28 protein-coding genes are annotated in these 24,410 nt (G+C 41.2%); 18 read left to right on the forward strand and 10 right to left on the reverse strand.

Features of this window, described 5'->3' with window-relative positions:
- Nucleotides 1-271: 271 nt before the first annotated feature.
- Together F607_RS0110750 and F607_RS0110755 are read left to right on the forward strand one after the other, a co-directional pair.
- Complete coding sequence (locus F607_RS0110750; RefSeq protein WP_027708089.1) at nucleotides 272-667, forward strand: putative signal transducing protein; 396 nt, start codon at nucleotides 272-274, stop codon at nucleotides 665-667.
- 131 nt (nucleotides 668-798) lie between these two features.
- Nucleotides 799-1,125 (forward strand): late competence development ComFB family protein, encoded by a 327-nt coding sequence (locus F607_RS0110755; protein ID WP_027708090.1) that lies wholly within the window; start codon nucleotides 799-801, stop codon nucleotides 1,123-1,125.
- A gap of 119 nt (nucleotides 1,126-1,244) precedes the next feature.
- Here F607_RS0110755 and F607_RS0110760 read toward each other — a convergent pair whose 3' ends face one another.
- Nucleotides 1,245-2,753, reverse strand: coding sequence for a fumarate hydratase (locus tag F607_RS0110760; RefSeq protein WP_027708091.1), 1,509 nt, complete (start codon nucleotides 2,751-2,753; stop codon nucleotides 1,245-1,247).
- 560 nt (nucleotides 2,754-3,313) lie between these two features.
- Between F607_RS0110760 and F607_RS29195 the strand changes: the two genes are divergently transcribed.
- Nucleotides 3,314-4,285 (forward strand): 2Fe-2S iron-sulfur cluster-binding protein, encoded by a 972-nt coding sequence (locus tag F607_RS29195; RefSeq protein ID WP_051311312.1) that lies wholly within the window; start codon nucleotides 3,314-3,316, stop codon nucleotides 4,283-4,285.
- Between the two features lie 159 nt (nucleotides 4,286-4,444).
- Complete coding sequence (locus F607_RS0110770; RefSeq protein ID WP_027708092.1) at nucleotides 4,445-5,203, forward strand: enoyl-CoA hydratase; 759 nt, start codon at nucleotides 4,445-4,447, stop codon at nucleotides 5,201-5,203.
- A gap of 93 nt (nucleotides 5,204-5,296) precedes the next feature.
- Here the strand turns inward: F607_RS0110770 and F607_RS0110775 are convergent, their stop codons facing one another.
- Entirely contained in the window at nucleotides 5,297-5,533 is a 237-nt protein-coding gene (locus F607_RS0110775; protein ID WP_027708093.1) for a hypothetical protein, read from the reverse strand.
- 151 nt (nucleotides 5,534-5,684) lie between these two features.
- Between F607_RS0110775 and F607_RS0110780 the strand changes: the two genes are divergently transcribed.
- From F607_RS0110780 to F607_RS29205, 4 genes are all read left to right on the forward strand, one after another.
- Nucleotides 5,685-6,245 carry a thioredoxin family protein gene (locus F607_RS0110780; protein WP_027708094.1) on the forward strand — a complete coding sequence of 187 codons (561 nt, stop codon included), beginning with the start codon at nucleotides 5,685-5,687 and terminating at the stop codon, nucleotides 6,243-6,245.
- A gap of 50 nt (nucleotides 6,246-6,295) precedes the next feature.
- Complete coding sequence (locus F607_RS32760; protein ID WP_027708095.1) at nucleotides 6,296-7,270, forward strand: phosphatase PAP2 family protein; 975 nt, start codon at nucleotides 6,296-6,298, stop codon at nucleotides 7,268-7,270.
- A 206-nt stretch (nucleotides 7,271-7,476) separates the two neighbouring features.
- Nucleotides 7,477-7,932, forward strand: coding sequence for a methylglyoxal synthase (locus F607_RS0110790; protein WP_027708096.1), 456 nt, complete (start codon nucleotides 7,477-7,479; stop codon nucleotides 7,930-7,932).
- A gap of 193 nt (nucleotides 7,933-8,125) precedes the next feature.
- Entirely contained in the window at nucleotides 8,126-8,935 is an 810-nt protein-coding gene (locus F607_RS29205; protein ID WP_051311313.1) for a polyphosphate kinase 2 family protein, read from the forward strand.
- A 47-nt stretch (nucleotides 8,936-8,982) separates the two neighbouring features.
- Here F607_RS29205 and F607_RS29210 read toward each other — a convergent pair whose 3' ends face one another.
- Nucleotides 8,983-10,056: a M15 family metallopeptidase gene (locus F607_RS29210; RefSeq protein ID WP_157365426.1), complete on the reverse strand. Its 1,074-nt coding sequence runs from the start codon at nucleotides 10,054-10,056 to the stop codon at nucleotides 8,983-8,985.
- Nucleotides 10,057-10,343: 287 nt separating this feature from the next.
- Entirely contained in the window at nucleotides 10,344-11,051 is a 708-nt protein-coding gene (locus F607_RS0110805; RefSeq protein ID WP_027708097.1) for a glutathione S-transferase family protein, read from the reverse strand.
- Nucleotides 11,052-11,304: 253 nt separating this feature from the next.
- Here F607_RS0110805 and F607_RS29215 point away from each other — a divergent pair, with 253 nt between their 5' ends.
- The 3 genes from F607_RS29215 (at nucleotide 11,305) to F607_RS0110820 (ending at nucleotide 12,890) form a co-directional block, all read left to right on the forward strand.
- Nucleotides 11,305-11,640 (forward strand): DUF3301 domain-containing protein, encoded by a 336-nt coding sequence (locus F607_RS29215; RefSeq protein ID WP_051311316.1) that lies wholly within the window; start codon nucleotides 11,305-11,307, stop codon nucleotides 11,638-11,640.
- A 16-nt stretch (nucleotides 11,641-11,656) separates the two neighbouring features.
- Nucleotides 11,657-12,223 (forward strand): elongation factor P-like protein EfpL, encoded by a 567-nt coding sequence (gene efpL / locus F607_RS0110815; protein WP_027708098.1) that lies wholly within the window; start codon nucleotides 11,657-11,659, stop codon nucleotides 12,221-12,223.
- Between the two features lie 67 nt (nucleotides 12,224-12,290).
- On the forward strand, nucleotides 12,291-12,890 hold the full coding sequence (locus tag F607_RS0110820) for a DUF416 family protein (RefSeq protein ID WP_084611200.1): 600 nt from the start codon (nucleotides 12,291-12,293) through the stop codon (nucleotides 12,888-12,890).
- A gap of 85 nt (nucleotides 12,891-12,975) precedes the next feature.
- Here the strand turns inward: F607_RS0110820 and F607_RS0110825 are convergent, their stop codons facing one another.
- The gene (locus F607_RS0110825; protein ID WP_157365427.1) at nucleotides 12,976-13,572 is read right to left on the reverse strand and encodes a hypothetical protein; all 597 of its coding nucleotides are present in this window, start codon (nucleotides 13,570-13,572) and stop codon (nucleotides 12,976-12,978) included.
- A gap of 523 nt (nucleotides 13,573-14,095) precedes the next feature.
- Here F607_RS0110825 and F607_RS0110830 point away from each other — a divergent pair.
- Complete coding sequence (locus tag F607_RS0110830; RefSeq protein ID WP_027708101.1) at nucleotides 14,096-14,299, forward strand: DUF2788 domain-containing protein; 204 nt, start codon at nucleotides 14,096-14,098, stop codon at nucleotides 14,297-14,299.
- 267 nt (nucleotides 14,300-14,566) lie between these two features.
- On the opposite strand, the gene F607_RS0110840 is transcribed toward F607_RS0110830, so the two are convergent.
- The gene (locus tag F607_RS0110840; protein WP_211233628.1) at nucleotides 14,567-15,613 is read right to left on the reverse strand and encodes an MBL fold metallo-hydrolase; all 1,047 of its coding nucleotides are present in this window, start codon (nucleotides 15,611-15,613) and stop codon (nucleotides 14,567-14,569) included.
- A 182-nt stretch (nucleotides 15,614-15,795) separates the two neighbouring features.
- On the opposite strand from F607_RS0110840, the gene F607_RS29220 reads away from it, so the two are divergent.
- From F607_RS29220 to F607_RS29235, 4 genes are all read left to right on the forward strand, one after another.
- Nucleotides 15,796-16,467 carry a pseudouridine synthase gene (locus F607_RS29220; RefSeq protein WP_478206306.1) on the forward strand — a complete coding sequence of 224 codons (672 nt, stop codon included), beginning with the start codon at nucleotides 15,796-15,798 and terminating at the stop codon, nucleotides 16,465-16,467.
- A 28-nt stretch (nucleotides 16,468-16,495) separates the two neighbouring features.
- A complete protein-coding gene (locus tag F607_RS29225; protein WP_157365428.1) occupies nucleotides 16,496-16,912 on the forward strand; it encodes a VanZ family protein in 417 nt (138 codons plus the stop codon).
- A gap of 8 nt (nucleotides 16,913-16,920) precedes the next feature.
- Nucleotides 16,921-17,667, forward strand: coding sequence for a lipopolysaccharide kinase InaA family protein (locus F607_RS29230; protein ID WP_051311320.1), 747 nt, complete (start codon nucleotides 16,921-16,923; stop codon nucleotides 17,665-17,667).
- A 137-nt stretch (nucleotides 17,668-17,804) separates the two neighbouring features.
- Nucleotides 17,805-18,563 (forward strand): lipopolysaccharide kinase InaA family protein, encoded by a 759-nt coding sequence (locus F607_RS29235; protein ID WP_051311322.1) that lies wholly within the window; start codon nucleotides 17,805-17,807, stop codon nucleotides 18,561-18,563.
- 141 nt (nucleotides 18,564-18,704) lie between these two features.
- On the opposite strand, the gene F607_RS0110865 is transcribed toward F607_RS29235, so the two are convergent.
- The 4 genes from F607_RS0110865 to F607_RS0110880 all read right to left on the reverse strand — a co-directional run bounded on the left by F607_RS0110865 (nucleotide 18,705) and on the right by F607_RS0110880 (nucleotide 22,202).
- Complete coding sequence (locus F607_RS0110865) at nucleotides 18,705-19,283, reverse strand: uracil-DNA glycosylase family protein (RefSeq protein WP_038291021.1); 579 nt, start codon at nucleotides 19,281-19,283, stop codon at nucleotides 18,705-18,707.
- Nucleotides 19,284-19,401: 118 nt separating this feature from the next.
- Complete coding sequence (gene arfA / locus F607_RS36010) at nucleotides 19,402-19,605, reverse strand: alternative ribosome rescue factor ArfA (protein WP_038291023.1); 204 nt, start codon at nucleotides 19,603-19,605, stop codon at nucleotides 19,402-19,404.
- Between the two features lie 221 nt (nucleotides 19,606-19,826).
- On the reverse strand, nucleotides 19,827-20,135 hold the full coding sequence (locus tag F607_RS0110875) for a hypothetical protein (protein ID WP_027708104.1): 309 nt from the start codon (nucleotides 20,133-20,135) through the stop codon (nucleotides 19,827-19,829).
- 483 nt (nucleotides 20,136-20,618) lie between these two features.
- Nucleotides 20,619-22,202 carry an adenylate/guanylate cyclase domain-containing protein gene (locus F607_RS0110880; RefSeq protein WP_169719783.1) on the reverse strand — a complete coding sequence of 528 codons (1,584 nt, stop codon included), beginning with the start codon at nucleotides 22,200-22,202 and terminating at the stop codon, nucleotides 20,619-20,621.
- Nucleotides 22,203-22,861: 659 nt separating this feature from the next.
- Between F607_RS0110880 and F607_RS0110890 the strand changes: the two genes are divergently transcribed.
- Together F607_RS0110890 and yaaA are read left to right on the forward strand one after the other, a co-directional pair.
- A complete protein-coding gene (locus F607_RS0110890; protein ID WP_027708106.1) occupies nucleotides 22,862-23,188 on the forward strand; it encodes a hypothetical protein in 327 nt (108 codons plus the stop codon).
- 222 nt (nucleotides 23,189-23,410) lie between these two features.
- Complete coding sequence (yaaA, locus tag F607_RS0110895) at nucleotides 23,411-24,193, forward strand: peroxide stress protein YaaA (RefSeq protein WP_027708107.1); 783 nt, start codon at nucleotides 23,411-23,413, stop codon at nucleotides 24,191-24,193.
- Nucleotides 24,194-24,410: the final 217 nt, after the last annotated feature.

The following is a 24,410-nucleotide window of genomic DNA, read 5'->3' on the forward strand; positions in this document are numbered from 1 at the left end:
TAAAACGTTTTTCACTCATATCACTGTAACGGTTCATATTTCTATAGGTTGCCTTGCCTTGAAATACGATTAATGTCGTCAACAATGCGGCTATAAATGTGCGTTGAGGTTTATTAACGTTGGACATTGAGCGTAAAACCGTTTTTACTATGCTTTCCAAAGATAGATTCCTGTGACAATACGACGTTGATAACCGCATTCTCGCAGTTTCTATCTTTGGTACAACCTACGACTCTCAGCCAAAAAGTGTCCACAGTATTGCTATAAGATAATGCTAGTAACAATTTCTAGATTTACATTTCCTTATGAGGCCCAGATAGCATGGGCAAAACTTGATGCTGAGGGCATTCCTGCTTTTATTGCTGATGAGCATACGATTAACATGCAGTGGTTGTATTCAAATGCCCTGGGCGGAGTTCGTTTACAAGTTCCTGAAGAGTACGCTGATCAAGCCCAGCGCCTTTTAAGTGAGGATCGAGCACACGACCTGCTCTCACAAGAAGGCAGTAGCAGCATACCTTGCCCTCAATGTGGTAGCACTGACACCAAATACTACCAGTTTGGAAAACGATGTGCTTTTCTTGTGTTCTTATGTATTGATTTTCCACTTTACCCAATAAAACATGGCATAAAATGCAGTCACTGCGGTCACAAATCAAGATTGTAGCCAATAACCTATGTCCGTCTTGCATTTTTCAACTAAAACCAGATTATTTGCCAAGCCATCTGGAATCATGTCCTTTCCTTCATGATCATCTACACTTTGGATAAAGGCTTACCCCTTAAGCTGTGGATTTAATGAATGCGTGTGTTGAGGTTACTAGCATGGCTTTGCAAGAAGAGTTTCATAACTACTATGAAACAATGGTCATAGAGTACATTACTCAGGAATATCGAGGTCAAGCCGAGATAGATGAAATGATTGTCGATGTGGCCTGTGTTGCATTAAATCACCTTCCTCCTCGGTACATTCATCATGATATCGATATGGCCTACTACCTTTCTCCTAAAGAACGCAAAGAAATGGAGAAAAAAGTCAAAGACGCCGTAGAAGATGCAATTCAGTTCGTTTATAAGCGTCGAAGAAAAGAAGGAGAAAGCGAACGGTCAGCATCTGCCTCATGATGCTATGCGTTTCACCATTACCATGAGGCAATACATACTGCCGTTGAGCTTGATCGGCTTTTATGCTTTTAAGTTATGCAGCAAAATTTAAAGAGCGTTTCACTCCACTTGTAAGCTTATTAACCTTGTTTTGCCAGAATTTTTTCCTGCCAGATTTTAGGTCCCGTTTGGTGAACAGAAATACCATTACTATCGACAGCAACAGTTACAGGCATATCTTCAACCTCAAACTCATATATAGCTTCCATTCCCAGTTCTGGAAAAGCCACCACTTCTGCTTTTTTAATCGCTTTAGACACTAAATAGGCTGCTCCACCCACAGCAATAAGGTATATAGCCTGGTGCTTACGAATGGCTTCAATGGCTACAGGGCCACGCTCTGCTTTACCAATCATGCCAATTAGCCCTGTTTCAGCAAGCATTGTTTCAGTAAATTTATCCATACGGGTAGATGTGGTAGGACCTGCAGGACCAACGGCTTCATCTCGGACTGGATCAACAGGACCTACGTAGTAAATAAAACGATTGTTTAGGTCTACGGGTAACTTCTCACCACTGGCTAACATTTCCGTCATTTTCTTATGGGCTGCATCACGCCCTGTCAGCATTTTTCCTGAAAGTAAAACCGTTTCACCAGGTTGCCACTCTTTAATATCTTCAGCTGTTAACGTATCCAAATTAACTCGCCGCGCTTGAGGACCCACATCCCAAGTAATATTTGGCCACTCTTCCAACTTCAGTGGCTGTTGTAGTGCTGGGCCTTCACCATTTAGCGTAAAATGAGCATGACGAGTCGCTGCACAGTTAGGAATCATACACACCGGTAACGAGGCAGCATGTGTAGGATAATCTAGAATTTTAATATCCAGCACCGTCGTCAAGCCTCCTAAGCCTTGAGCACCAATTCCCAGGCTGTTTACTGCATCCATAATTTCCAGCCGAAGCTCTTCAATACGGTTTTGTGGTCCACGTACGCGTAGCTCATGAATATCTATGGGTGCCATTAATGACTCTTTGGCTAATACTGCAGCCTTTTCCGCTGTCCCCCCAATACCAATACCCAACATACCAGGAGGACACCAACCTGCTCCCATCGTTGGAACTGTTTTCACTACCCAGTCAACAATACTGTCACTTGGGTTCAACATAGCCATCTTAGTTTTATTTTCAGAACCACCGCCTTTAGCGGCAACATGAACTTCCACGGTATCACCAGGCACCACCTGCATATGAATCACAGCAGGTGTATTATCTCGTGTATTTACCCGCTTGCCTGCAGGGTCTGCAAGAATTGATGCACGCAGTACATTATCAGGATGCGTGTATGCCTGGCGCACACCTTCATTGACCATATCTTCGACACTTAGCGTTGCTTGCCACTGAACATTCATACCGATCTTTAGAAAGACCGTTACAATGCCTGTATCCTGACAGATAGGACGATGTCCCTCAGCACAGAGCCGAGAGTTAATCAAAATTTGAGCAAGCGCATCTTTTGCAGCCTCTGACTCTTCTTTTTGATAGGCTTCATGGACTGCCTGAATAAAATCTACGGGGTGATAATAAGAAATATACTGCAATGCATCAGCGACACTGGCGATAAAGTCTTCTTGACGAATGGTGGTCATGCGGATACATACTCCTCTTGTATACAAGATGCCGGCAACCAACAGACCTACCAAGACAATGAAAAAAGACGACAGAACCTGTACAGCCTCTTTTATTGTCAGTGCTAAGCAATGACCTTTGTCGACACCTTTTTAGGCTAGGCTATGAATCGAGAGTTACCTTTCTAATGAGGCTTACTCAAGGCTCCAAGGATCTAATTCAACAAATATCTGCCACTACCGCAACAGGTCTATCTCAGAACCTTTACATGTAATGACAGACAAGTTTTCCCTTATACTCGGTTAATTCACCTTAGTAATATTATTCGCCCGAAATAGTAACATATTTTTCATACCTGGCAGCACTTCCCCCTTTACAGGTCTGACATCTCCAGGTAATTTCAAATTAGCTTAGGATCGAATATACCCCGCTATAGTGAAATCGAGCCAACGTGGAAGATCCACCTTACTGATTCACTTCTAACGTTGGAGATGGATAACTTAAATAGAAAAGTACAACAAGTAGCGCAGGGTCTTAGCTGAAGTTAAACAGCGCTTATTGCAAGTATTGGTTTAAAACGATGCCAATTATTCAATTCAAGGACCAGAACATCCATTGTGACAAACAGCAAATACTGCTGGACGAATTACTTGCAGCAGGCTGTTCAGTCCCCTTTTCGTGTCGGGCAGGCTTGTGTCATAGTTGCTTAATGTACGCTACCGCAGGAACACCCCCCAAAGCTGCCCAGCAAGGCCTTAATCAGGAGCAGTTACAGAAAAATGGCTTTCTTGCCTGTCAGTGCCACCCTGACGCAGATTTAGTGGTACGTCTACCTAACCGCCAACACGATGCAATGCCTGCGATTATTACATCTGTTACAGCCTTGAATCAGGTCGTCAAACAGGTACAAATTTCACCCTCAAGATTAATTGATTACCACCCCGGCCAGCAGATTAAGCTTACCCACCATGGACATGAACGCACCTATACGTTGGTGAGTCACCCAGAGCAAGACCAAGAACTCATTATTCATGTGCAACGAATTGCGGGAGGCAATATCAGCCAATGGCTTTGTGAAAGCGCATCTCCAGGAGATACTATCACTCTGTGTGATGTTCAGGGAGACTGTTATTACCAGTCAAAAAACCCTCACTCTCCCCTGGTACTAATAGCAGCTGAAGTAGGCTTAGGTGCAATGCTTGGCGTTATTCAAGATGCTCTTTGGCATCAGCATCGAGGCCCTATTCACTTAATACATCATGTCCCCAGTGTTGCAGATCTTTATCTACAAGACTCCTTACGAGAGCTGTGCCACCACAATCAGCAACTTTCCTACCACACAGTGGTTGGTAGCTGGACTAAAGATAGCTTGCCTCAACTTACCTACCTGCAACAAAGCCATTTTTTCTTTGCAGGCGCAACACCACGTATCATGGAATACTGGACAACATTGCAACAGTTTAATATTCCACTCAGCCAATGCTCTGTTATCTCATTTGGCCTAGAAGAGGTCTCTAACCAGGCTGTTGACAACCTGGACCTATCTTTCTAAGCTTATTTCAAACAGTCGTTTAAATTAAGCTTATCTCAGCATACCCGCTATATAACAAGCACTACAAATAATACTAAAACCAATAATGCGCTCTGCCATATTGAGGGTGGAGTAATAAGCAAAAAAATTAACGTGTACCTATCTGCAAGGAGTTAACCTGTGAGTGAAGTTCTAGTTGAGCAAGAGAATGGATGCCTAATTCTGCAAATTAATCGGCCTGAGAAAAAAAATGCACTCACCCATTCAATGTATACCCAACTCACTGAGGCGATACTTGCTGCGGATGAAGATGACTCCATTAAAAACCTTTTAATTACTGGCAGTGGAACGTGCTTTACCAGTGGCAATGACATAAATGATTTTATGTTAAACCCACCTAAAGATAGTGACAGTCCTGTGTTTCAGTTTTTACAAGCACTCGCTAATTTAAAAAAACCGTTAATTGCTGCTGTAAATGGCAACGCTGTTGGTATTGGTACAACACTCTTGCTTCACTGCGATTTAGTTTATGTCGGACAAAACGCTATTTTTCAATTACCTTTTGTTAATTTAGGTTTATGTCCCGAAGCTGCTTCAAGCTATTTATTACCGCTTTTGGCCGGCCATCGGTTAGCCGCTGAACTCTTATTACTCGGCCAGCCATTTGACTGCTACAAAGCCAAAGAAGCAGGACTCACCACGCAAATAGTCGAAGACCCATCACAAACACTGGTTATCGCAAAGCAAGCTGCGCTCCAGCTCAGCAAACAGCCTACACAAGCTATCCTTTTCACAAAACAGTTAATGAAGCAAAGCATTAAATCCACGGTACAAGATGTCATGCAGCAAGAAGGGAAACTATTTACGGAGCGTTTAAAAAGCCCTGAAGCACACGCGGCTTTTAGTGCATTTTTCAAGAAAACATCACAGCCAAAATAGTCACTCACTAGTGGTCCATGGGTTAAGTATGGACCACGTGGGCCTGTTTACAGGTCCATTTTCCAATAGTGCTTTATTTGCAACTCACGCAAGCTAAACAAGGCCATCTGTTTCATCACACAGCATCGTCGCTTCCAAAATACACACTTGGTGTGTTATCTGTAAACGTTCCTGAACTAAACGCTCTAATAATGTTTCATCACCAATAATATGCCGATTGTTAATAATACAAAGATTATCGGCATTATCGCGTTTTATTTGATAAGGCAGTTCAAGAACTTCATATGTTTTTAGGCCTGCAGCCATAAAACTAATTCGATACAATGGCATATTTCTAAGGCGTTATTTTTGTATATTATGTATAAATACCCGTTGTACAGGATATAATGTTTTAGCCGCTATGAATGTAGCATAATACCTATATTATTGCAGTATAATTCAGTTGCAGTAGGATTTATCCCCTCGAAAAAAAGGATTTTCTATGGCTCTTACTCCCTCGTCAATGCTGCCACTAGGCACAAAAGCTCCCGACTTCAATCTTATTAATACAGTTAATCAACAATCCCTATCTCTAAACCAAGCCAAAAAAGATTTGGGTCTATTGGTTATGTTTATTTGCAACCATTGTCCTTATGTCAAACATATTTTAGATGGTCTCATTTCTTTAGGGCATGACTATCAAGATAAAGGGATTGGCATTGTGGCTATTTGCTCAAATGATGCGATAACTCACCCCGACGATAGCCCAGAAAAAATGCATCAACTCGCCAAAGAAAAACATTTTCCCTTCCCTTACTTGCACGACGAAAGCCAACAAACTGCAAGCGCCTATCACGCAGAATGCACACCAGACTTTTTTTTGTTCGATCATAATCTGTATTGTGTGTACAGAGGCCAATTTGATGGTGCCCGCCCTGGTAATACTATCCCTGTTACGGGACAAGACCTACGAATGGTAATGGATGCATTGTTAGGTAATAACCCCATTAGTACAGAACAAAAACCCAGTATTGGTTGCAATATCAAGTGGAAAGCCGAGTAAAGCAAGTGTGAATCAGGTTATTTCACATCATCAATGCTAGTGGAGTTGCAATGACCTTACCTATAGACCTACCCCTGATCCACTTTTTCCAGTCTCTACCCTCAGGAGCCGTCAGTGGACTTAGCTGGCTTTCATTGCTCGGCTATGGCGAAGCCTATGTGTTAATCCTTGTGCTTTTAATTTGGCGGAATCATCGCCAGCAGGCACAACCTTTATTATTTTTATTACTTTTTAGTAGTGCACTCAATCATTTACTCAAGTTACTTATTGCAGCCCCACGCCCTTACTGGCTTTATCCTGAGCTGTTACTCAACTTGCCTGATACTGCTTTTGGTATGCCCTCTGGACATGCCCTCAGTGCCACTGTTTTTTGGTTAGGACTAGCGCTATGGGTTCGGCACTGGTTCTTTTGGGTGCTGGCCATTGCCATTGTGTTATTAACCGCCATTTCACGTATCACACTGGGTGTCCACTTTCCATCGCAAACCCTGGCAGGCGTTCTACTTGGTCTACTGTCCCTGACAGCTCTGCCTCGACTCACCAGCCTCTGCCAAAATGCTTCAAGTCACCGTTTTTTGGCACTTATTGGGCCAATCGTTTTGTTACTTATCACCGCTATTTGCTACCGCTTAATAAACCCTCCCTCTTTTACTGCTGGTTCACTCTCTCTTTATGACCAAACTTTCATAGACATTATTCATAGTCCATGGTCTTTAAAAGGGTTAGTGAGAGACTGTTTTCTACTCGCCGGACTTATCTTTGGCTATCTGAAGCTGATGTCTACAAAGCCAAACTCACTATTCATCATCCGCTTTCCTCACATTCTTCTGGGTTTAGGTATTGGTCTCATATACTGGGTAACTAGCGGTATACTCACTAAAAGCGTTTTCTCAGAGGAGTGGCTATACCTGCTAGCACAAAGCCTTCGGAGCTTTTTGCTTGGATATGGAATCAGCTATTGGATTCCCTTTCTTTTGGTAGATCGCCACCATCAACAATTAAGCGCTCGCTTTGTTGATGGTTAACACATAATTAGGAGATAAGTCATAGCAGCTAGACTCAACTAGTGAGATGATCTTGACTTTAGACCAGAGCAGTCATTGTGATGAAGCTATACAGAGACCAATGTAAGCAGTATATAGCTCCACCACAAATCAGAATATACTCGTTTGGGTATAAACTGACGTAAACTGGTCTACTTTACTCCACTATTGGTTTAGGTAGGTGTGTTATGCAGTATAAAAACGCCGAAATGGATAAAAACAAAAAGATCGCTTTAGTTGCTCACGATAATAAAAAACAAGAGCTTATTGACTGGGTAAATAAAAACCTGCAACAACTGAGTCAACATAAATTATTCGCCACTGGCACAACAGGCGCCCTTATTGAGTCAGAACTCAATTTACCGGTTCATAAACTGATTAGTGGTCCATTGGGTGGAGACCAGCAAATTGGTGCTAAAATCACGACAGGTGAAATAGATGTTTTGGTGTTTTTCTGGGACCCCTTTGAGCCAATGCCTCATGATCCTGATGTAAAAGCACTATTACGAATTGCAGCAGTTTGGAATATCCCAATTGCCTGTAATCTGACTTCTGCGGACTTCCTCATCAGCTCACCACTCATGGAAGAGCGTTACGCCAGAAGCATTCCTGATTATGACCAGTACCTTGCTTCAAGGAATTAGCAACATAAATTAACAGTAAATGCTCACTTACACGCAATAAATACAGTTACTTGCTTGCGGGCTTGAGTGGTTAAACTAAATTTATCAAAGAGTCCAACCATTATTAGCTTGGTTAACCCGAAAGGGTAGGTGCTAAGGAAGGCCCATATCACAGTAAGTTACAGAGTAGAGTATGGTGTAAGTGAGAACCTATATGTTGGATATTGCCTACTTCAACCCCCCTGTTCAAGGTGATCTTGATTTAAAGGCATATGATCCCAACTACACATTCAATGCTGATAAAGTCCTGCTCAAAAAAGAAACTGAGCGATTACACCATGAGTTAAGTGCTTTGCAGCAATGTATGCTGGCAGAAAAAAAAGCATCTCTGCTACTGTTGTTCCAAGGGCTGGATTCTGCAGGAAAGGCGCATTCCATTAAGCATGTTTTTTATGGACTAAACCCCCAAGGACTCGCAGTACACGACTTTCAAAGTACTGTTTTGAGCAGAGCACATGACTTCTTATATCGATTTCATCAACGGGTACCGGCTTTAGGTCATATTGCTGTCTTCAGTCGCAGCTACTACGATGACATCATCCATGAGCTGGAAATAACAACACAGTTTCCAGACAATGCACAACTACTTAAACAAGCCCACCATATTAACAACTTTGAACAGCTACTGAGTGATAACCATACTCTAGTGATAAAGTTTTACTTACATATTAGTAAACAAGAACATCGACGCCGCCTTGTTCAACGTATTCGAGACCCTGATAAACATTGGATGATCAATCAACAAGACTACGTTATACAAAAAAACTGGGAGCTAGCTATCCAAGGCTGTCAGCGCATAATTATGCTCACCCATTGCTTGGCAAACCCGTGGTATATTGTGCCTGCTAACCACCCCTGGTTTCGAGACTGGCTAATTATCAGTATCCTTCATCATTCACTCTCTCAATTAGCCCCCCAGTATCCTCGTCCACCCCTGCCTTTTACTGAAAAAGATCTTCCTTAGCTTGTTTTCAGGGAGATCATATACCCGCAAAAAAGGGTATAAGCGACTTAAACCACTTTGATATGCCACGGTTCGTAACGAACACCAAACTGATTATCCAGCGTATAACGTATATTCACATAACCAAGATCCTGCAATTTTTTAAACTCATCAGTCTCTGCAAAGTCTTTGGTAAAATTTCGCTTGCCTAAGCCTTTACAGCCCACATCAAAATCACCGATAGCATGGTAGGAGTGGCCTGGTGGAGCCAAAGAGCGAGACGCCTGAGACAGGTTGCCTTTGGCATGTACAGCCTTCGCCATAAATAAATGCAGCTGTTTCATTACACCCCGAATACCAGAAGTGAGAATGAGAGAATCACCCACTTCTGAGCGCACTTTTTTGTAGAGTTTTAAAGCTTCACCTTGAAATAGAAAGTGCCCTGTTCCAGGAATTTTATTGATGTCTTTTTCTGGCACTACCGCAGAAAGGTGAGTGATTATTTTTTCACCAAAAAAGCCATACTCTTTTGCTTCTGCAGAAAATAATTCCTCAATAAACGCAAGTTGATCTTTTGGAAAATCACCACGCTTTGAATACCGAGAATAGGTTTTCAGCATAGTATCTAAATTAATAATATTAAAATTACCGTGCCCAACAATACGTTGAGCCTCAGTGAGAGTCGCTAGTGTAGCTTTTAACAGCTCAAACTTTTGCTCAGAAAGTACTACATCACCTTCATGGTACGTATCAAAATTATCTATTTTAGTTTGGTAACTCTGGGCAAAGTTAATGGGAGGCTCAGCCTGAGAGCTGTGAACATGAGATAACTGTGGCTGCTCATAGGCTAGCGGTTCAGGAAGTACAGACTGACTTGGCGTCAAGGTATCAATAGCAAAATACTCATGGCTTTTACTACCCCCTGGCACCAACACGGCATTTTCAGCCACTGCCGGCTGAGTAGTTACAGTCTCGATTATCGTTTGCGGGATATCTTCCAGGTCGGTTAGGACAATAGGCTGTTCACCAGGCGCAGCGACTCGATGCTGAACCTGCTTTGCTAACTGCCCCCACATAAGCGCACAGGATACGGTTACCGTTGAGCCTGCTAATACCCCTTCAAGAAAGACTCTTCGTTTCACAACTGATGAATCCCGTTTTCAAGTGTTGTGTATTATTTTTATTGACTGGCATTTAAATATGCCAGAATCACTACTATCCAGTGTAGCTAATAAAACTGAAAAGGATGAATGTGATTTATAAAATCACAGCAAGAAATACGCTATAAGCCGTGATTCTTAAAGTCACCTCCAAAAACACTAGCATAATCAGTATTTGACACTCAATGCAAGCAGTTCACACACTAGCTGTCGTTTTCTCTGTTGAGAGTGAAGCCTGTTAGTTGCCCTCAGGCTAGCTATTCACTGCATTATTCCCCTTCTGGATAGTAGCGCTGATTCATTCGCTCACAGTACTCAGTCAGTATTGGTAATGATTGAGCATGTTGTTGCAAAGGTGAGGGGAAAGTAGTGCATAACGTTCCAGCCAAAAAGGCATGAGCAGTAGCATCATAGACTGAGGGTTCTTCTCCCAACAGGAATGGTGAGCCAGACAATAAATCGGCAACGGTTGATAAATCTCGACAACCAAGCTGGTAAATAATTTCAGGTTTATGGCGACCTAAACCTTGGGCTAATAACTGTCGTTTCACATGCCCTCGAGTCATCAGTGAAATAAAGCTCCCGACCCCGGGGGGCATATTCTCCATTAATAAGCTTTTAATAACAGGCCAGTTTGTCTTGTCCACCCAGCGGCTATACATCATTATCCAATAAAAATGCTCTTCCAGCATGCGACACATCATGTATCCCGATGCTAATGCTTTGGCAGACAACCCCTGTTTTATATCCAATGAAAAGCGTTCAACTAAGTAGTTAATAATCAAAAAAGAGTCAGCTATTAATAAATCTTCTGCTTTAATAAAAGGTAGCTTTCCATTTGGTCCAGCCTGAGGGTTACGAATAAATTGAGATTTGTGCTGTATATCAAACATGCGCATGAATGTTTCTACTTTCATACAAAAAGGACTTAACTCAGGTAACCCCAGGCCGGGTCCAAAGCGATATAGTTTTATCATTCCGCATGTCCTCTGGCGTTTTTATTATCAGTCTCACCTGTTTTAGACAACCCTGTCAAACAACTCACCCTATTTAGCCATCACATTTTGATAGAAAGATTGTTATTTCTTCCAGCCACTGGCCAATATACAATTTCTGTGTTTCAACATAGCATGCCTACCTACGAGTTACGTTATACTCTTCGTTTCTAACCACCAAGTAACACTTAAACTATGTTAGAACCACTTAAACTATGTAAGTACCACTAAGACTATGCTTGAAGGACTTTTTATTTGTACCTGTATTGCCGTAACCTGGCTTTGGCTTGATGGCATTCAATGCAAAGATATTGCCCGGGCCGCGGGCAAACGGGCATGTGATGATTTACAACTACAACTGCTGGATGACACTGTTGCTAATATCAAAACACGGCTCTCACGCAACCAACAAGGCTCAATCACTTTACTCCGGTATTATCGCTTTGAGTTTACACAAACAGGTGAACACCGCTATAAAGGCACCGTACAACTGCTGGGTCACCGAATAAAGCATATACATTTAGACACCCCCGATGACACTGAGTCATCTCGGCAGACGTTTTTACAATAATGGGAGACTTCCTTAGATGCCAAAAGCAAGTGATTTAGCGAAAGGTCATGTTATCAACATAAACAATTCGCTGGGCTTAGTTCGAGATATTGAGGTAAACTCGCCTTCATCTCGGGGTGCTCAGACATTGTATAAAGTCCGGTTTACACTGATTCCATCGCAGCAGAAGCTGGAAAAAACCTATACTGGTGATGACTGGCTTGACGATGCAGACTTCCAGCGCCGACAGTGTACTTTATTGTTTCGGGAGGATAACCTGCTGACCTTCATGGATACTGAAAACTATGAGCAATATAGCCTGGCAGCAGCTGATATTGGACAGCAAGTGTATTACTTGCCAGAAGAAAATCAGGAAATCACGCTATTACTGGTTAATAATCAAGCTATAGCCCTTGAGCTACCCACAACAGTAGTACTAACGATTACTGACACCAGTCCTGGCATCAAAGGCGCCACAGCTACAGGTAGAACAAAGCCAGCCACATTATCATCGGGGTTAGAAATACAAGTACCTGAATACATAACTACAGGTGAAAAAGTAAAAGTGAATACCAGTACTGGAAAATTTATGTCCCGTGCCTAACTTAAATATCAAGGCATAAAGCAATCAATACGACAACTGTCAGAAAATTTTAATTGATACCGCACTCATGAAAACCCCGTCATTTCTTAGCCAACTAAATCCATTAACCCACCCTCAGCAAATATGTTTTGCAGCCGCCATCATTACTCGGAGTATGCCAAACTATCAGTTGTTTTTAGAGTTAACCCAAAGCGGTGACACACAGCTTTTTCGACAAGCATTAAATCTGCTTTGGGACTTTGCTTCAGGCCAACAAAATCAAGCAGCCTTAGAAAAATGGTTACCACAAGTAGAGCAGCACATTCCAGATCGTGAAGCATTTGATATGTATGGAGTACATCCAGCCACTGATGCAATACTGAGTTTAAGTATGGCGATGCACTGTGCATTATCACCTAGCACGGAAGAGGTTGATGGTATAGCACAACTTGCATTAAAAACGATTGGACAATTTCTAAAGTACAGCGAAGCTACTGAACTTAAAGGCACAGAGCTACAGCAATATATAGAGCAACATCCCCTGTACCTTCAGCAGCTTGATTTTTATGATGAGCTCCTTGCTACGCTCACTAAAGCTAAACTGACCTCTCCTTTAATTAAAGAAATTAGGAACCTCTCGCGTAATGATGATATTAGCCACTTAGGCGTCAGTACGGCTGAAGAATAATGAGTTGTGCAAGATGATTCATCTTTAACTAAAAACATATGAACTCGTTGTAGAGGACTGACAACGAGTTTCGTATTTTTTAAATCTAAGCCACTTTCTTTTGAAACACACGTTGTAGCTTATCAGTGATGACCTGCTGAATACCACTATTGACCATTTTACTTAAATGCTGAATGGCAGATAACTCCAATCGATAAATGCGAATAGCCTTCCCTCCAGTAATACTTTTACCCGCAACAATCACAGGCAACACTGGCTTAGTATGTAACGCTAGACGTAATAATTCACTAATCCCTTCCTTTACTGAAAGCATTGCATTCGTAGAGGTAGGCTGACGAAATGCAAGTCCATGAGGAAACTCCTGACTTTTCTGGCAGCAATGGACCTCAATACCCGTATATCGAATAGCCTCTTGGGGAATATTATAAAAAGTATGATGTAATGCTGACTTATCAGGCTGAACAATTACCTTTTTCTGACTGGATAAATTACTGCTTTCTAAAATACTTTCATCACTACATTTTAACTGATAGTTGGTGATTAGCTTTGCAGCATCAGGCAAGTACACACAAAACAATAATTTGAGCAAGGGTAAAGCATTAATCTGGTTTTGATCTGAGACATGACCAAGCACTAACGACATGGCAGACTGAAATGTTTCGTTTGTAGTGTAAAACGACATAACTTTTCCCTCAGGCTTGTAAAAAGTTCCCGCAAACGCCATATGCTTTTACCTCACAAGAAGCTATTAAAGCTGTCCCTGTTATTAACCACTTATGTATAAACACAGGATTAATATTAGAGGTATCGAATTTAGCATATCTTACTCAACACGCTGCAAAACCGCTCTCTTTAGTTGCTTCCCCAAGAGCACTTAAGCATTACATGCCAATTAAGGCAGCGTTACGGGAACGATATACCTCAACACGAGGCATAAAATACAACACTGCACTATGAGCAGTTAATGTGCCAAATTAACGCCCCAAATTAACGTTAACCTCATCACAAATTCAAAAATAAAATGCGACCTATATCACTATAGCGGCTGATTTAGTTACTTTTTTTGTCATTAACCAGGTCAACAAGTGACAAAAACAGTCACGTTTGAAAAGCTGCGGAATAGCTTAAGACAAACAATTATCAATAACATGCTTTTACGATACACTATAGCGCTATTTTTTTGCTGTTTTCTCTGGAGTATCACCATGACCTGGGAAGAATACGAAGCACTTTTCATGCAAGGCCTTATCGCTGCACTTATTATTTTTATGTTTTTTATTGTCTTTGATTTGGCCAGAAAAACTAAAGCAGGAAAGTTAGGCTCTTTCGTATTATTTGGAGCGCTCTGCCTGGGAGTTATTGCTTATATAATCAAGGCAGTAGTCGTTGATAGCTTTGGTGGATACTAAGGGTAGGGAGTGGGTAACAAACAGTTAAAGATGATTACTACAGCTAAAACCAGTTCTTTTATAACAGCTATCTATCTTTAAAAAAATACCCATAAAAAAAGCCTGGTTGTTTAACAGCCAGGCGAGACAAGAACGAACATGATAAGATAAGGCTTGGTGCAGCTTATCTTGATTCATTTTGGTCAATAGCCTTATTGACTACAATCCGTACAAATACTGACTAAGTTATGATCAGCTCACAAACTAACCTTTCATCATCCTTTCAGTTTACAACTTTAGCTGCTGACCTACCCTGGGAATAATAAAATGTCCATCTACCTGCTCTGCTTTTTCACTTAACAATGCGCGTAATTCATCTGCTGCTTGATACTGACCATCATCACCTAAATCGAAGGTACGGAAGTGAATAGCCATACTGTAGTCTGCTGCGATTAGTTGATGTGCAGACAGCGCATCCTTTGGAGAAAGATGATTATCAGCCATAAACCACCGAGGTAAATAAGCTCCAATCGGTAGTAACGCTAAATTAATGTGCTTAAATCGTTGCTTAATCTGCTCAAAGTGAGGTCCCATACCAGTATCTCCCGCAAAAAACGTTGTTCCCTGTTTGCCCTGCAACACATAACCAAGCCATAAAGTTCGGTTCACATCAAAGCGGGTTCTTGTCGACCAGTGCTGAGCAGGTACACCCGTAATAGTAAGAGAGGGAGAAATTCGCAGTGTTTGCCGCCAGTCTACTTCATTGACTTTTGTAATACCTGCGGCCTGTAACAACTTGCCATTACCCAGACCAACGACAAACCTGGGATTAAATTGTTTTTTCAGTCTAACTAAGGTTGGCAAGTCCAAATGGTCATAATGGTTATGGCTAATAATAACAATATCAATAGGCGGTAATTCTTCAAGTGCTAAAGCTGGTGGGTGATAACGCTTGGGTCCAATGAAACTAACAGGACTACAACGCTCAGACCAAATGGGATCGGTTAAAATATTTACCTTATCTTGTTGTACTAGAACTGTTGCATGGTTAATGAAAGTCGCTTTTATACCAGAGTGAACGCGTAAGGGCTGCACATGGGTGGGTTCGACCCGAAAAGCCTGCCAACTTTTACTGTCTACACTATTCCATCGCCAGCGGATAATATCCCACAGTGTTTTTCGCGTTGTAGGCACAATATTATAAAAATAAGTACCATCAAAGTGATCTGAGATTGGTCCCTGATATCTCGAACTGCACCCTGTTACTATAAAACTCATCACAAAGACTAACATGCAAACAGCAATAAGCTTCCTCGGACAGTGCCACATATTCATATCATTTCCACCACATACTCAAGCCAGAGTGACCATGTTATACTCGTTGTCCATCAAATAATGTTTTCAGTAGAGACTACCCAAATAGTGTTAACAGCCCCAAATATCACTCACCTTAGTCTGACTATTAAGCCACTCGTTATGATCTCAAGGGCACCATGTTTAAGGGTTAAGACATAGCTATGCCCTTTAAGAAGTCAACGCATAAACAGAAAACTCATCGCACAGATGTCAACCAGTATGACCCAAACGTGATGGTGGTTTTATTTAATAAACCTTACCAAGTACTGTCACAATTTACTGATGGTGAACAACGGCAAACACTCGCTGACTATTTATCCATTCAAAACATTTACGCTGCAGGACGTTTAGACCGTGACAGCGAAGGCTTATTGCTTTTAACCAATAATGGCCGGCTACAACACACTATTGCTCACCCTAAGCACAAATTACCGAAAACTTACTGGGTACAAGTAGAGGGCATCCCCAGTAGTCATGCCTTACAGCAATTACGCGATGGCGTCATGCTCAATGATGGATTAACATTGCCGAGCACTGTTGAACTCATCCCCCCTCCTACAGCACTTTGGCAACGAGAGCCACCCATTAGAGAGCGTAAATCAATCCCCACCCAGTGGTTAGCAATAACAATCATTGAGGGACGCAATCGGCAAGTCCGGCGTATGACAGCCGCTGTTGGTTATCCAACCTTAAGATTAATCCGTGCACAAATAGGCCCTTGGCATATTGGAAAGCTGCAGCCTGGTGAATCAAAAATCCTACAAAACCCTTGGCAACTAATAGCGCGCTATCGGTCACAGCAATCTCAGCGCAAGCCATCTAAACTTCGATAAAAAATATGGTTATCAATATGTTATGCAAATGATTACTAAATTCTTACAAAATAACTATGTATTGCTAGCACGGCTGGCATTGAGCATTTGTTTAATTGCAATTTCAATACTTGCTTTCAGCCCAGCAGTCGTTGATCCCCTCATACATACCAGCGATAAACTTAAGCACGGATTTGCTTTTTTAGTGTTAGCCTATTTAGTCGATGCCGCCTGGCCCACAAGCACATTTAATTATCAGAAATGGCTTGGCTTACTAGGTTATGGTGTATTTATCGAAGCTGTGCAGTATTTTATCCCTTACCGCTCCGCCTCCTGGCTAGACCTGCTAGCTGATACTTCTGGTATCCTTTGTTATGGATTACTCATCCCTGGCTTTAAACACCTGCCACTTATTAACTGGCGTTGGCAACATCCCATGCTTTCTAGCCCACACCAGCAAGATTAAGGACTGATATGCAGTATCTATGTCCCTCTTTTGCCACACTTGCAAAGCAACAACAACTTATCCACTTTAATGACTTTTGGGACTTAACCACACCTTGGTTTGAAGCTCCCAACCACCGACGTAATGGTTGGAGTGGTGTCATTGAGTACACATTAACAGACTCAAATGGGCATCCTCACCGCTACTTTATTAAGCGACAAGAAAATCACAATACGCGTAGTTTACGTCACCCGTTTTCTGGCGAGCCAACCTATCGTCGCGAATTGATTAGCATTCTGAAGCTTCAGGCACTCAATGTCCCTACTTTAGATGTTGTGTATTACCAGGAACGAAAAGAAAAAAACAACCATCAAGCTATTTTAATTTCTAAAGCCCTTGAGAATTATCAAAGTTTTGGCGAGTGGTACAAAAGCAAACCAGATGAACATCAGCTAGCTACAGCTTTTAAGCGGCTTGCAGCCATTATTAAACAGCTTCATCACCATAAACTCGCACACTACTGCTTATACCCTAATCATGTTTTCATTAAATCTGATGAAAAAAATACATTTGATATTCGTCTAATTGACTTAGAAAAAGTCCGTTATACCCCGATTTCTGCCCAAGGCCGCTATAAAGATTTAGATTGTTTCTTGCGTCACGCCTCGAGTTTTTCACCCAGTCACTTAAAAATGTTTTTCGATGAGTATTTCAAAAACTTATCGAAATTTTCACATATTCAGCACAAGCTCATACAGCAGCTATCCCAACAGTAAAGTTGTACTCAGAAATGGAGGGCTTTACATTTTATTTTTGAAAGTGAGAACTACATAAAAGCTATGACATTTCCCTTTTGGGGCAATGTCATTACCATACGGTGACAATAATAAATAAAAAGTGGTAGCAAAGCTGTATGAATCACTTAAGCCGTTTAAGTCACTTTATTGTTGCCTCACAAGCAGTTGCGGAGCTGTTAAAGCAAAATCAACTGAGTAGTTTTGAGCAGGTATGGGAGGCTAAACTCCCATGGTTTGAACCACCCAATCAACGACGAAATGGTTGGAGTGGTGTCAGTGAACATCAGTTACATACGGCTTCCGGTAATCACATCAACATATTTATAAAACGCCAAGAAAATCATAATACCTTTAGCATTCAACATCCTATTACTGGCATTCCTACTTTTTACCGCGAATTTAATAACTTAAAACGACTTTATCATCTTGGTATTGGTGCCCCTCAACCCCTCCTCTACGCAGAACGCACTCACCATGGCAAAAAACAAGCGGTATTAATCACCAAAGCACTCGATGGCTACTGCAGTTTAGAAAACTGGTATCAACGTTACTCAAAAGCAACATTAACAACTCGTGAAAAATTACTTAGCTCTCTGGCAATATGCTTACGAAACTTTCACAACCATCATTTAGTTCATAACTGTCTTTATCCAAAACATATTTTTGTCACTAATGCTGAAAATCCCGCATCTTTTCAAATCTACTTAATAGATTTAGAAAAAACCAAACGCGTATTCAATACAAAAAAACACTGCAATCATGACTTACAACGTTTTATTCGACACGCAAACATTATTCCTGAACATGATATACAGTATTTTATTGACCACTACCAGCACGTGGATAAGCGCCAGCACTACCTTTGTGCCAGTTAAGTCCATAAAAACAAGACTCCAAGGAGGGGGATTTGCCGCGTGTTCGACAAGTGCGCTCCAAACTTTGGGCAAAAATGCTTATTAAAGAGTGGTTTTAAGGCAAATTTATAGGTGACAGCCCTGAGCAGCAGGGCCAGTCATTTATAATAATATTTTACGTATATGGGATTGAAGAAAAGGCACAACATCAGCCTCAAACCATGGATTTTTTCTTAACCATAACGTATTTCGAGGGGATGGGTGAGGGAGTGGCAAGTAATCAGGTAAGCATTGTTGCCAATGACTAACACGAGCTGTTAGTGTTTTATGCTGATCTTGCAAGTAGTATTGCTGCGCATATTGCCCTACTAATAAAGTAAACTGAATATTGGGCATTAAGGGACGGAGTAAGGGATGCCACTTAGGAGCACATTCAGGACGAGGAGGAAGATCACCACTTTTACCTTTTCCCGGATAACATAAACCAACAGGTATAATGGCGATGTTACTTTCATCGTAAAACTGTTCACGATCCAAATCCAGCCACATATGTAACCGATCGCCACTAGGATCATTCCACGGAATACCTGTAGCATGAACACGCGTTCCAGGAGCTTGTCCCACAATTAAAATCTTTGCAGTTTCGGTTGCACGCAACACGGGGTTAGCTCCCAGTGGCAAGTGCTCCTTGCAGATATTACACTGTCTGATGTCTGCCAATAAGTCTTTAAGTGAGATCATCGCTCATTGCATCCAATACTAGGGCCTGTAAACACTATTTGAATGATATGATGTAGGAATTTGAGCGGGAGTCAATGACTGCAGAAGGCGCTTAATGAGAAGAGGATATACGGAAGGATCAAGCAGTTTTAACGTGAATAGCGCGTTTAAGGTGTACCATAAAAAAAGCCTCCGAGCATGAATACTTGGAGGCTTTTTTAAAGGCTTTGCGACTGTATGAACCTTTACCTTTTTTCGGCTTTTCTGTCTGGCTACGGAACTGTCGCTGCATCACTAACTGTTTACCCAGAGCTCGACGCTTAGGTTTTGTTGAAGTTACCATAATAGTTTATCTTCCTGGTTTCCATTTTAAAACAATTGATCCCACAAGTTATTCGCTGCGATGCATATGCTGCAAGCTGCGAACTTGGGGCAGCATCATAATAAATTTTTACACCAAACGCAAAAAAGCAGGCCAGTCACTGACCTGCTAAAGGCAAGGGTAATGTACATCAGGGAAGATAAACTCAAAGTCCCTCGTTAAGGAGGGAAATAGTAATGTCGCTATTCGCCTTCACCAATAGGCTCTTTCGAAGTAGACAAGAAACCTCTACCTTGAGCAAAGTAAAGATAAACAGGCTTCTCATTACGTAATACATCAATTACATTTTCAAACATAGCTGATGGTAAATGCATCCGAATGATGCCACTACTTTCATAGTCATTTTCGTATTGCATTCCTGGGTCGTTAAAGCGAACATACCCTTTTGTTTTACCATCTGAGCCATACAATGCTATTTGGGCACGGTTTGTTTGATAGCCTTCTGGGCCACCATAAAATAAAACATGATAGTTTTTAATTTCTGTAGACATAACTTACCAATCTCCCTTTGAAATAAGTTTGGCTATCTTTTACCTAAACAGGTAAACAGAATTTCTCTATGTAATTTCGTACACGCAGAATTAAAATAAATTATCGAAAAAAAACTTAAAGTCTAGTTCACCTATACTCTTCGCGAATGATTTTTAGGCTTTGTTACCATCGCTCTTCACCCCAGTCATTTAGTTTATCTAAACTCCTGGAACTTCATCGCTCGGTGGCCTCGCCTAAATAACCCTTCGCTGTGAGTATATACCACTTTATTTTGACACCTAAAAATGATTCATTATGGGTATACTTTGGAAAAGAGCTTAAAAAACCGTAAATCAACTCAACTAAGAGGTTAGCAGCTCGTTAACTAACTGCAACACGTTTTTAGCGAAAATTCATGATTATTTTATGAAGTATTTTTAACAGTTCTACAATCATGACTACTAATTATTCGCTGACACTGAGATTAATGTACTCATCAAACATTAATTACCAAGCAACCAACTTTCAGGAATTTCATAAAAACCATAAAAAGTAATTTCTTGAGTTTTACCCTTTAGCTGCATGGTATAGCTTGGCCACTCATGGGTATCGATCTCCAAAATTGATAAAAATGCACTGGAAATAATAATAGGGTATCCTGCCACCTTACTTTGCTGTTCCAGTCTCGCGGCAATATTCACATCATCACCAATTGCGCTGATAATTTGTGCCGCAGGTGGTCCCATAGTACCCACAATTACCCGCCCAAAATGCAAGCCTATGCCACATGACAATGGTGCTAGCAACTCAGAAGACAGTACCGCATTAAGACGCTTCAATTTTTCCTGCATTAACGCGACACCTTTTAAGGCTTGCCGGCAAATACGCACGTGTTTCTCTTCAGCTAAACCATACAATGCCATCAAGCCATCACCGGCAAACTGGGCATAATGCCCTTCAGTTTCATGCAATGCAGCAGTCATTTCCGCAAAAAACTGGTTCAAAATAAACAGCACATCATAGGGTAAACGTTGCTCTCCTAAACGCGTTGAATCTCGAAGATCTAAAAAGAGTATTGCAACTTCTCGTTCATGCCCATCCAGCCCACCCGGCCGTTTACTTGCAGAAGCCCTTACATCAGGAGATAAAAGCGGCTGGACTGAAATGGTGCCTGTTGGATATAACTGACATGCCAAACGAGTATGTGCTGGTGCACTAATTTTATCCAAAGCCTGCTTTTCAACTGCATTAGGTGGTGCTAAAGCAGCTTCACCAGCAGTAATTAATACCCGACAAGTAGTGCACCTTCCTCTACCGCCACAAATAGCAGCATGAGGAATACCATGCTGTCTAAAGGTATCTAATAGTGAGGTATTTCGAAAAAGACGTATGTTTTGGCCATTGGCTAAACATAACTGACCGACCGTTTGCTGCCGTAACCAAAAGTAATTTAGCCCTCGCACTATTAGCGGTAATAGCAAAATAAACGCATAAACTATCCAAGCATAAGAAGTATAGTTTTCAACCGCAGTAAAATAGTCACCCGTTAAGTTGGCTTGAGCTTTTATTGTTGCAATAAGCGTTTCATCGAGCATTCTCACTAACTGACGTCCGCTTGCTATAAACCCAGCAAGTGCTAAAACAGGTATTAATACTGCAACCCCAAGCCAGTAACTTTGTTGACCTTGATACCAACGATTAACTCGTAACCAATAATGAATACCCAAACAACCATGATACCAAACGAGCAGTAAAGTCACTGCCTGCCAAAGGCCTTTATCTGGCGCTAAATACCAGTAAATCAGTTGAATAGAATAATAGTCATGGTCTACCGCAAATCTATCCACTAAAACATCTGTCGCCAACACATGCTGTACCAACATGAGCGGTATCAGCAAGCCTGAAACAATCTGCCGCCACTCCCACCCAGCAATACCCAGCATATTTCTTCGGGCTAAAACCCATATAGCATTTACCAAGTGGGTTAAAACGGCTACTAACATAAGCATTTTGCCTACCGGGGTATTCCAAGGTGCCAGTAACCATTTTCGGACAGCATTTTGCCAATGAATGTCAAACAACCCCATGCTGTGATTAACTAAGTGCATCAACACAAATGCAAATAACATCAGTCCAGAATAAAGCCTTAAGTTTGCCCTTAAATTCTTCGGCTGCAAGTATCGATCTCCGCAGTAGCATTTGAAGACTCCCAAAGCGAAGAATTTTTAAGTGGAGCTAAGCTGGTCTGTTAAGACTAGCCCCACATAGAACCCTTCGTTTTGGGTATATAATTTAGAATGTTCTCTATTTGATTGAATTTACGTCTGTCATTAGGGCAGCAGTTAGAATTCACTAAACTAATCAACCTCAATTAAAAATAACACTCCCCAAATAATTAAGAGTAAAAAAATGATTACTTTATCTTGTGAGTGAAACACTGTCATCGTTAGTTAAAAATTAAATATCATCATGATACTAACACTATAATGTTAGTATCATGATTACTCCATCCATCCTACATATATCCTTCATCACAAGTACAAGAACATCCTCTATTATCCATAGCCAATGCATAACCTTACCCAGGTCCATGCATTTATAAGTTATACCATCTTTGATTAACTACCTGATTTTTAATTTGGGTATACAAGTCAGCTAACGTGACCAGCTGTCACGCAACCATTCTACTAGCGACTTTAATCAATGGTATTCAAAACCAATAGACTTCCTTACCGAGGATAATGATATGGCAACGAATGCAGCTCCTTATAACTTTGACAAAGAGCTTTTACAGAATACTCATGGACAAATAAACTGGGGACCACTTTCCCTGTCATATAGCCTGAACCTGTCAAAACTTTCTTTAGTCGCAAATGCAACGTTACTAGGTGTTAATGTTGGTCATGTTCAAATTGATCCTCAGCATCCTGAAGCTCAACTTGGTGGCAGTGTTGGCTTTGCAACAGCAAAATTAATGCTCTCAGTAGATTTTGACAAAAAAGTGCTGCACTATGTTGTAGACCTTGAAGCCTTTGGTCATGGCATCAACAAAAAAGGTGATATCCACTTATAATCAACCTTATATGCCTGACCAGAGAACCCTTTAATAGTTAGGGTTTCTCACTTGTAATACCTACTCCGTCAGTATAGGGCCTCTACTTAACGTGAGGCCCTTTTTTCCCAACAACTGTTCTCACCTTTACTTCTCTGACATTCACTCGGTATAGTTCACTATAAGACCAATAAATACTCTGTAAGAGAAGTATAGAAACCCAGCGTTGGATGAGAACACACAATGTTAATGCTTATTTCTCCGGCAAAAACCCTTGACTTTGCCAGCCCAATTCTTAGCAACCTTACAGTTGTACAGCCACAATATACACAGCAAGCTGCACAACTTATTGAGATACTCCGCCAGTTCTCCGTTTCCGATATTAGTCAACTGATGAAGCTTAGCGATAAATTAGCGAGTTTAAACGTCGCTCGTTACGCCAGCTGGCAAGCAAAGCATACTAAAGAGAATAGTCGTCCAGCGATTTATGCCTTCAAGGGCGACGTTTACACAGGACTTGATATCGATGCATTCAGTCAGGAAGACCTCCAGTTTGCTAATACCCACCTAGGTATTCTTTCTGGTCTATATGGTTTACTTCAACCTTTAACCCTCATCCAGCCCTATCGATTGGAAATGGGCACAAAACTGCTTAACCCAAAAGGAAAATCACTGTATGACTTTTGGCAAAGTACTATAACCACACATGTTCGCCAACAACTCGATCAACAGGGTGATAATATTCTCATCAACCTGGCTTCAAACGAATATTTCTCAGCAATTGATAAAAAATCGCTCAATGCTGATATTATTACCCCTAGCTTCAAGGACTATAAAAATGGTACCTATAAAATAATCAGTATGTATGCCAAAAAAGCAAGGGGCATGATGGCGCGTTATATTATTCAAAACAAAATTACTCATCCTGCCGAAATCAAACAGTTTAACGAGGCAGGCTACCAGTTTAACGAACAGCTCTCAACTAATGATAACTGGGTATTTATACGAAAAATAAATAATGGCTAATTACCTGTTTCATAAACAAATTTAAACACTGCAAACAACCTTCTTGCTTTATTTTCACGTACGCTATACCCAATACGAATGGTTTTTAGGTGCGGCCATCGAGTGACGAAGCCCCATGAGCCTATATTAATAGGTGATTGCGGGTGAGGAGTGAAGATAACAAAACCGAGAAATCATTCGTGAAGGGTATATATTAAACAAACACCAATTGTACTTC

This window comes from Zooshikella ganghwensis DSM 15267 (assembly GCF_000428585.1).
Lineage (GTDB): Bacteria > Pseudomonadota > Gammaproteobacteria > Pseudomonadales > Zooshikellaceae > Zooshikella > Zooshikella ganghwensis.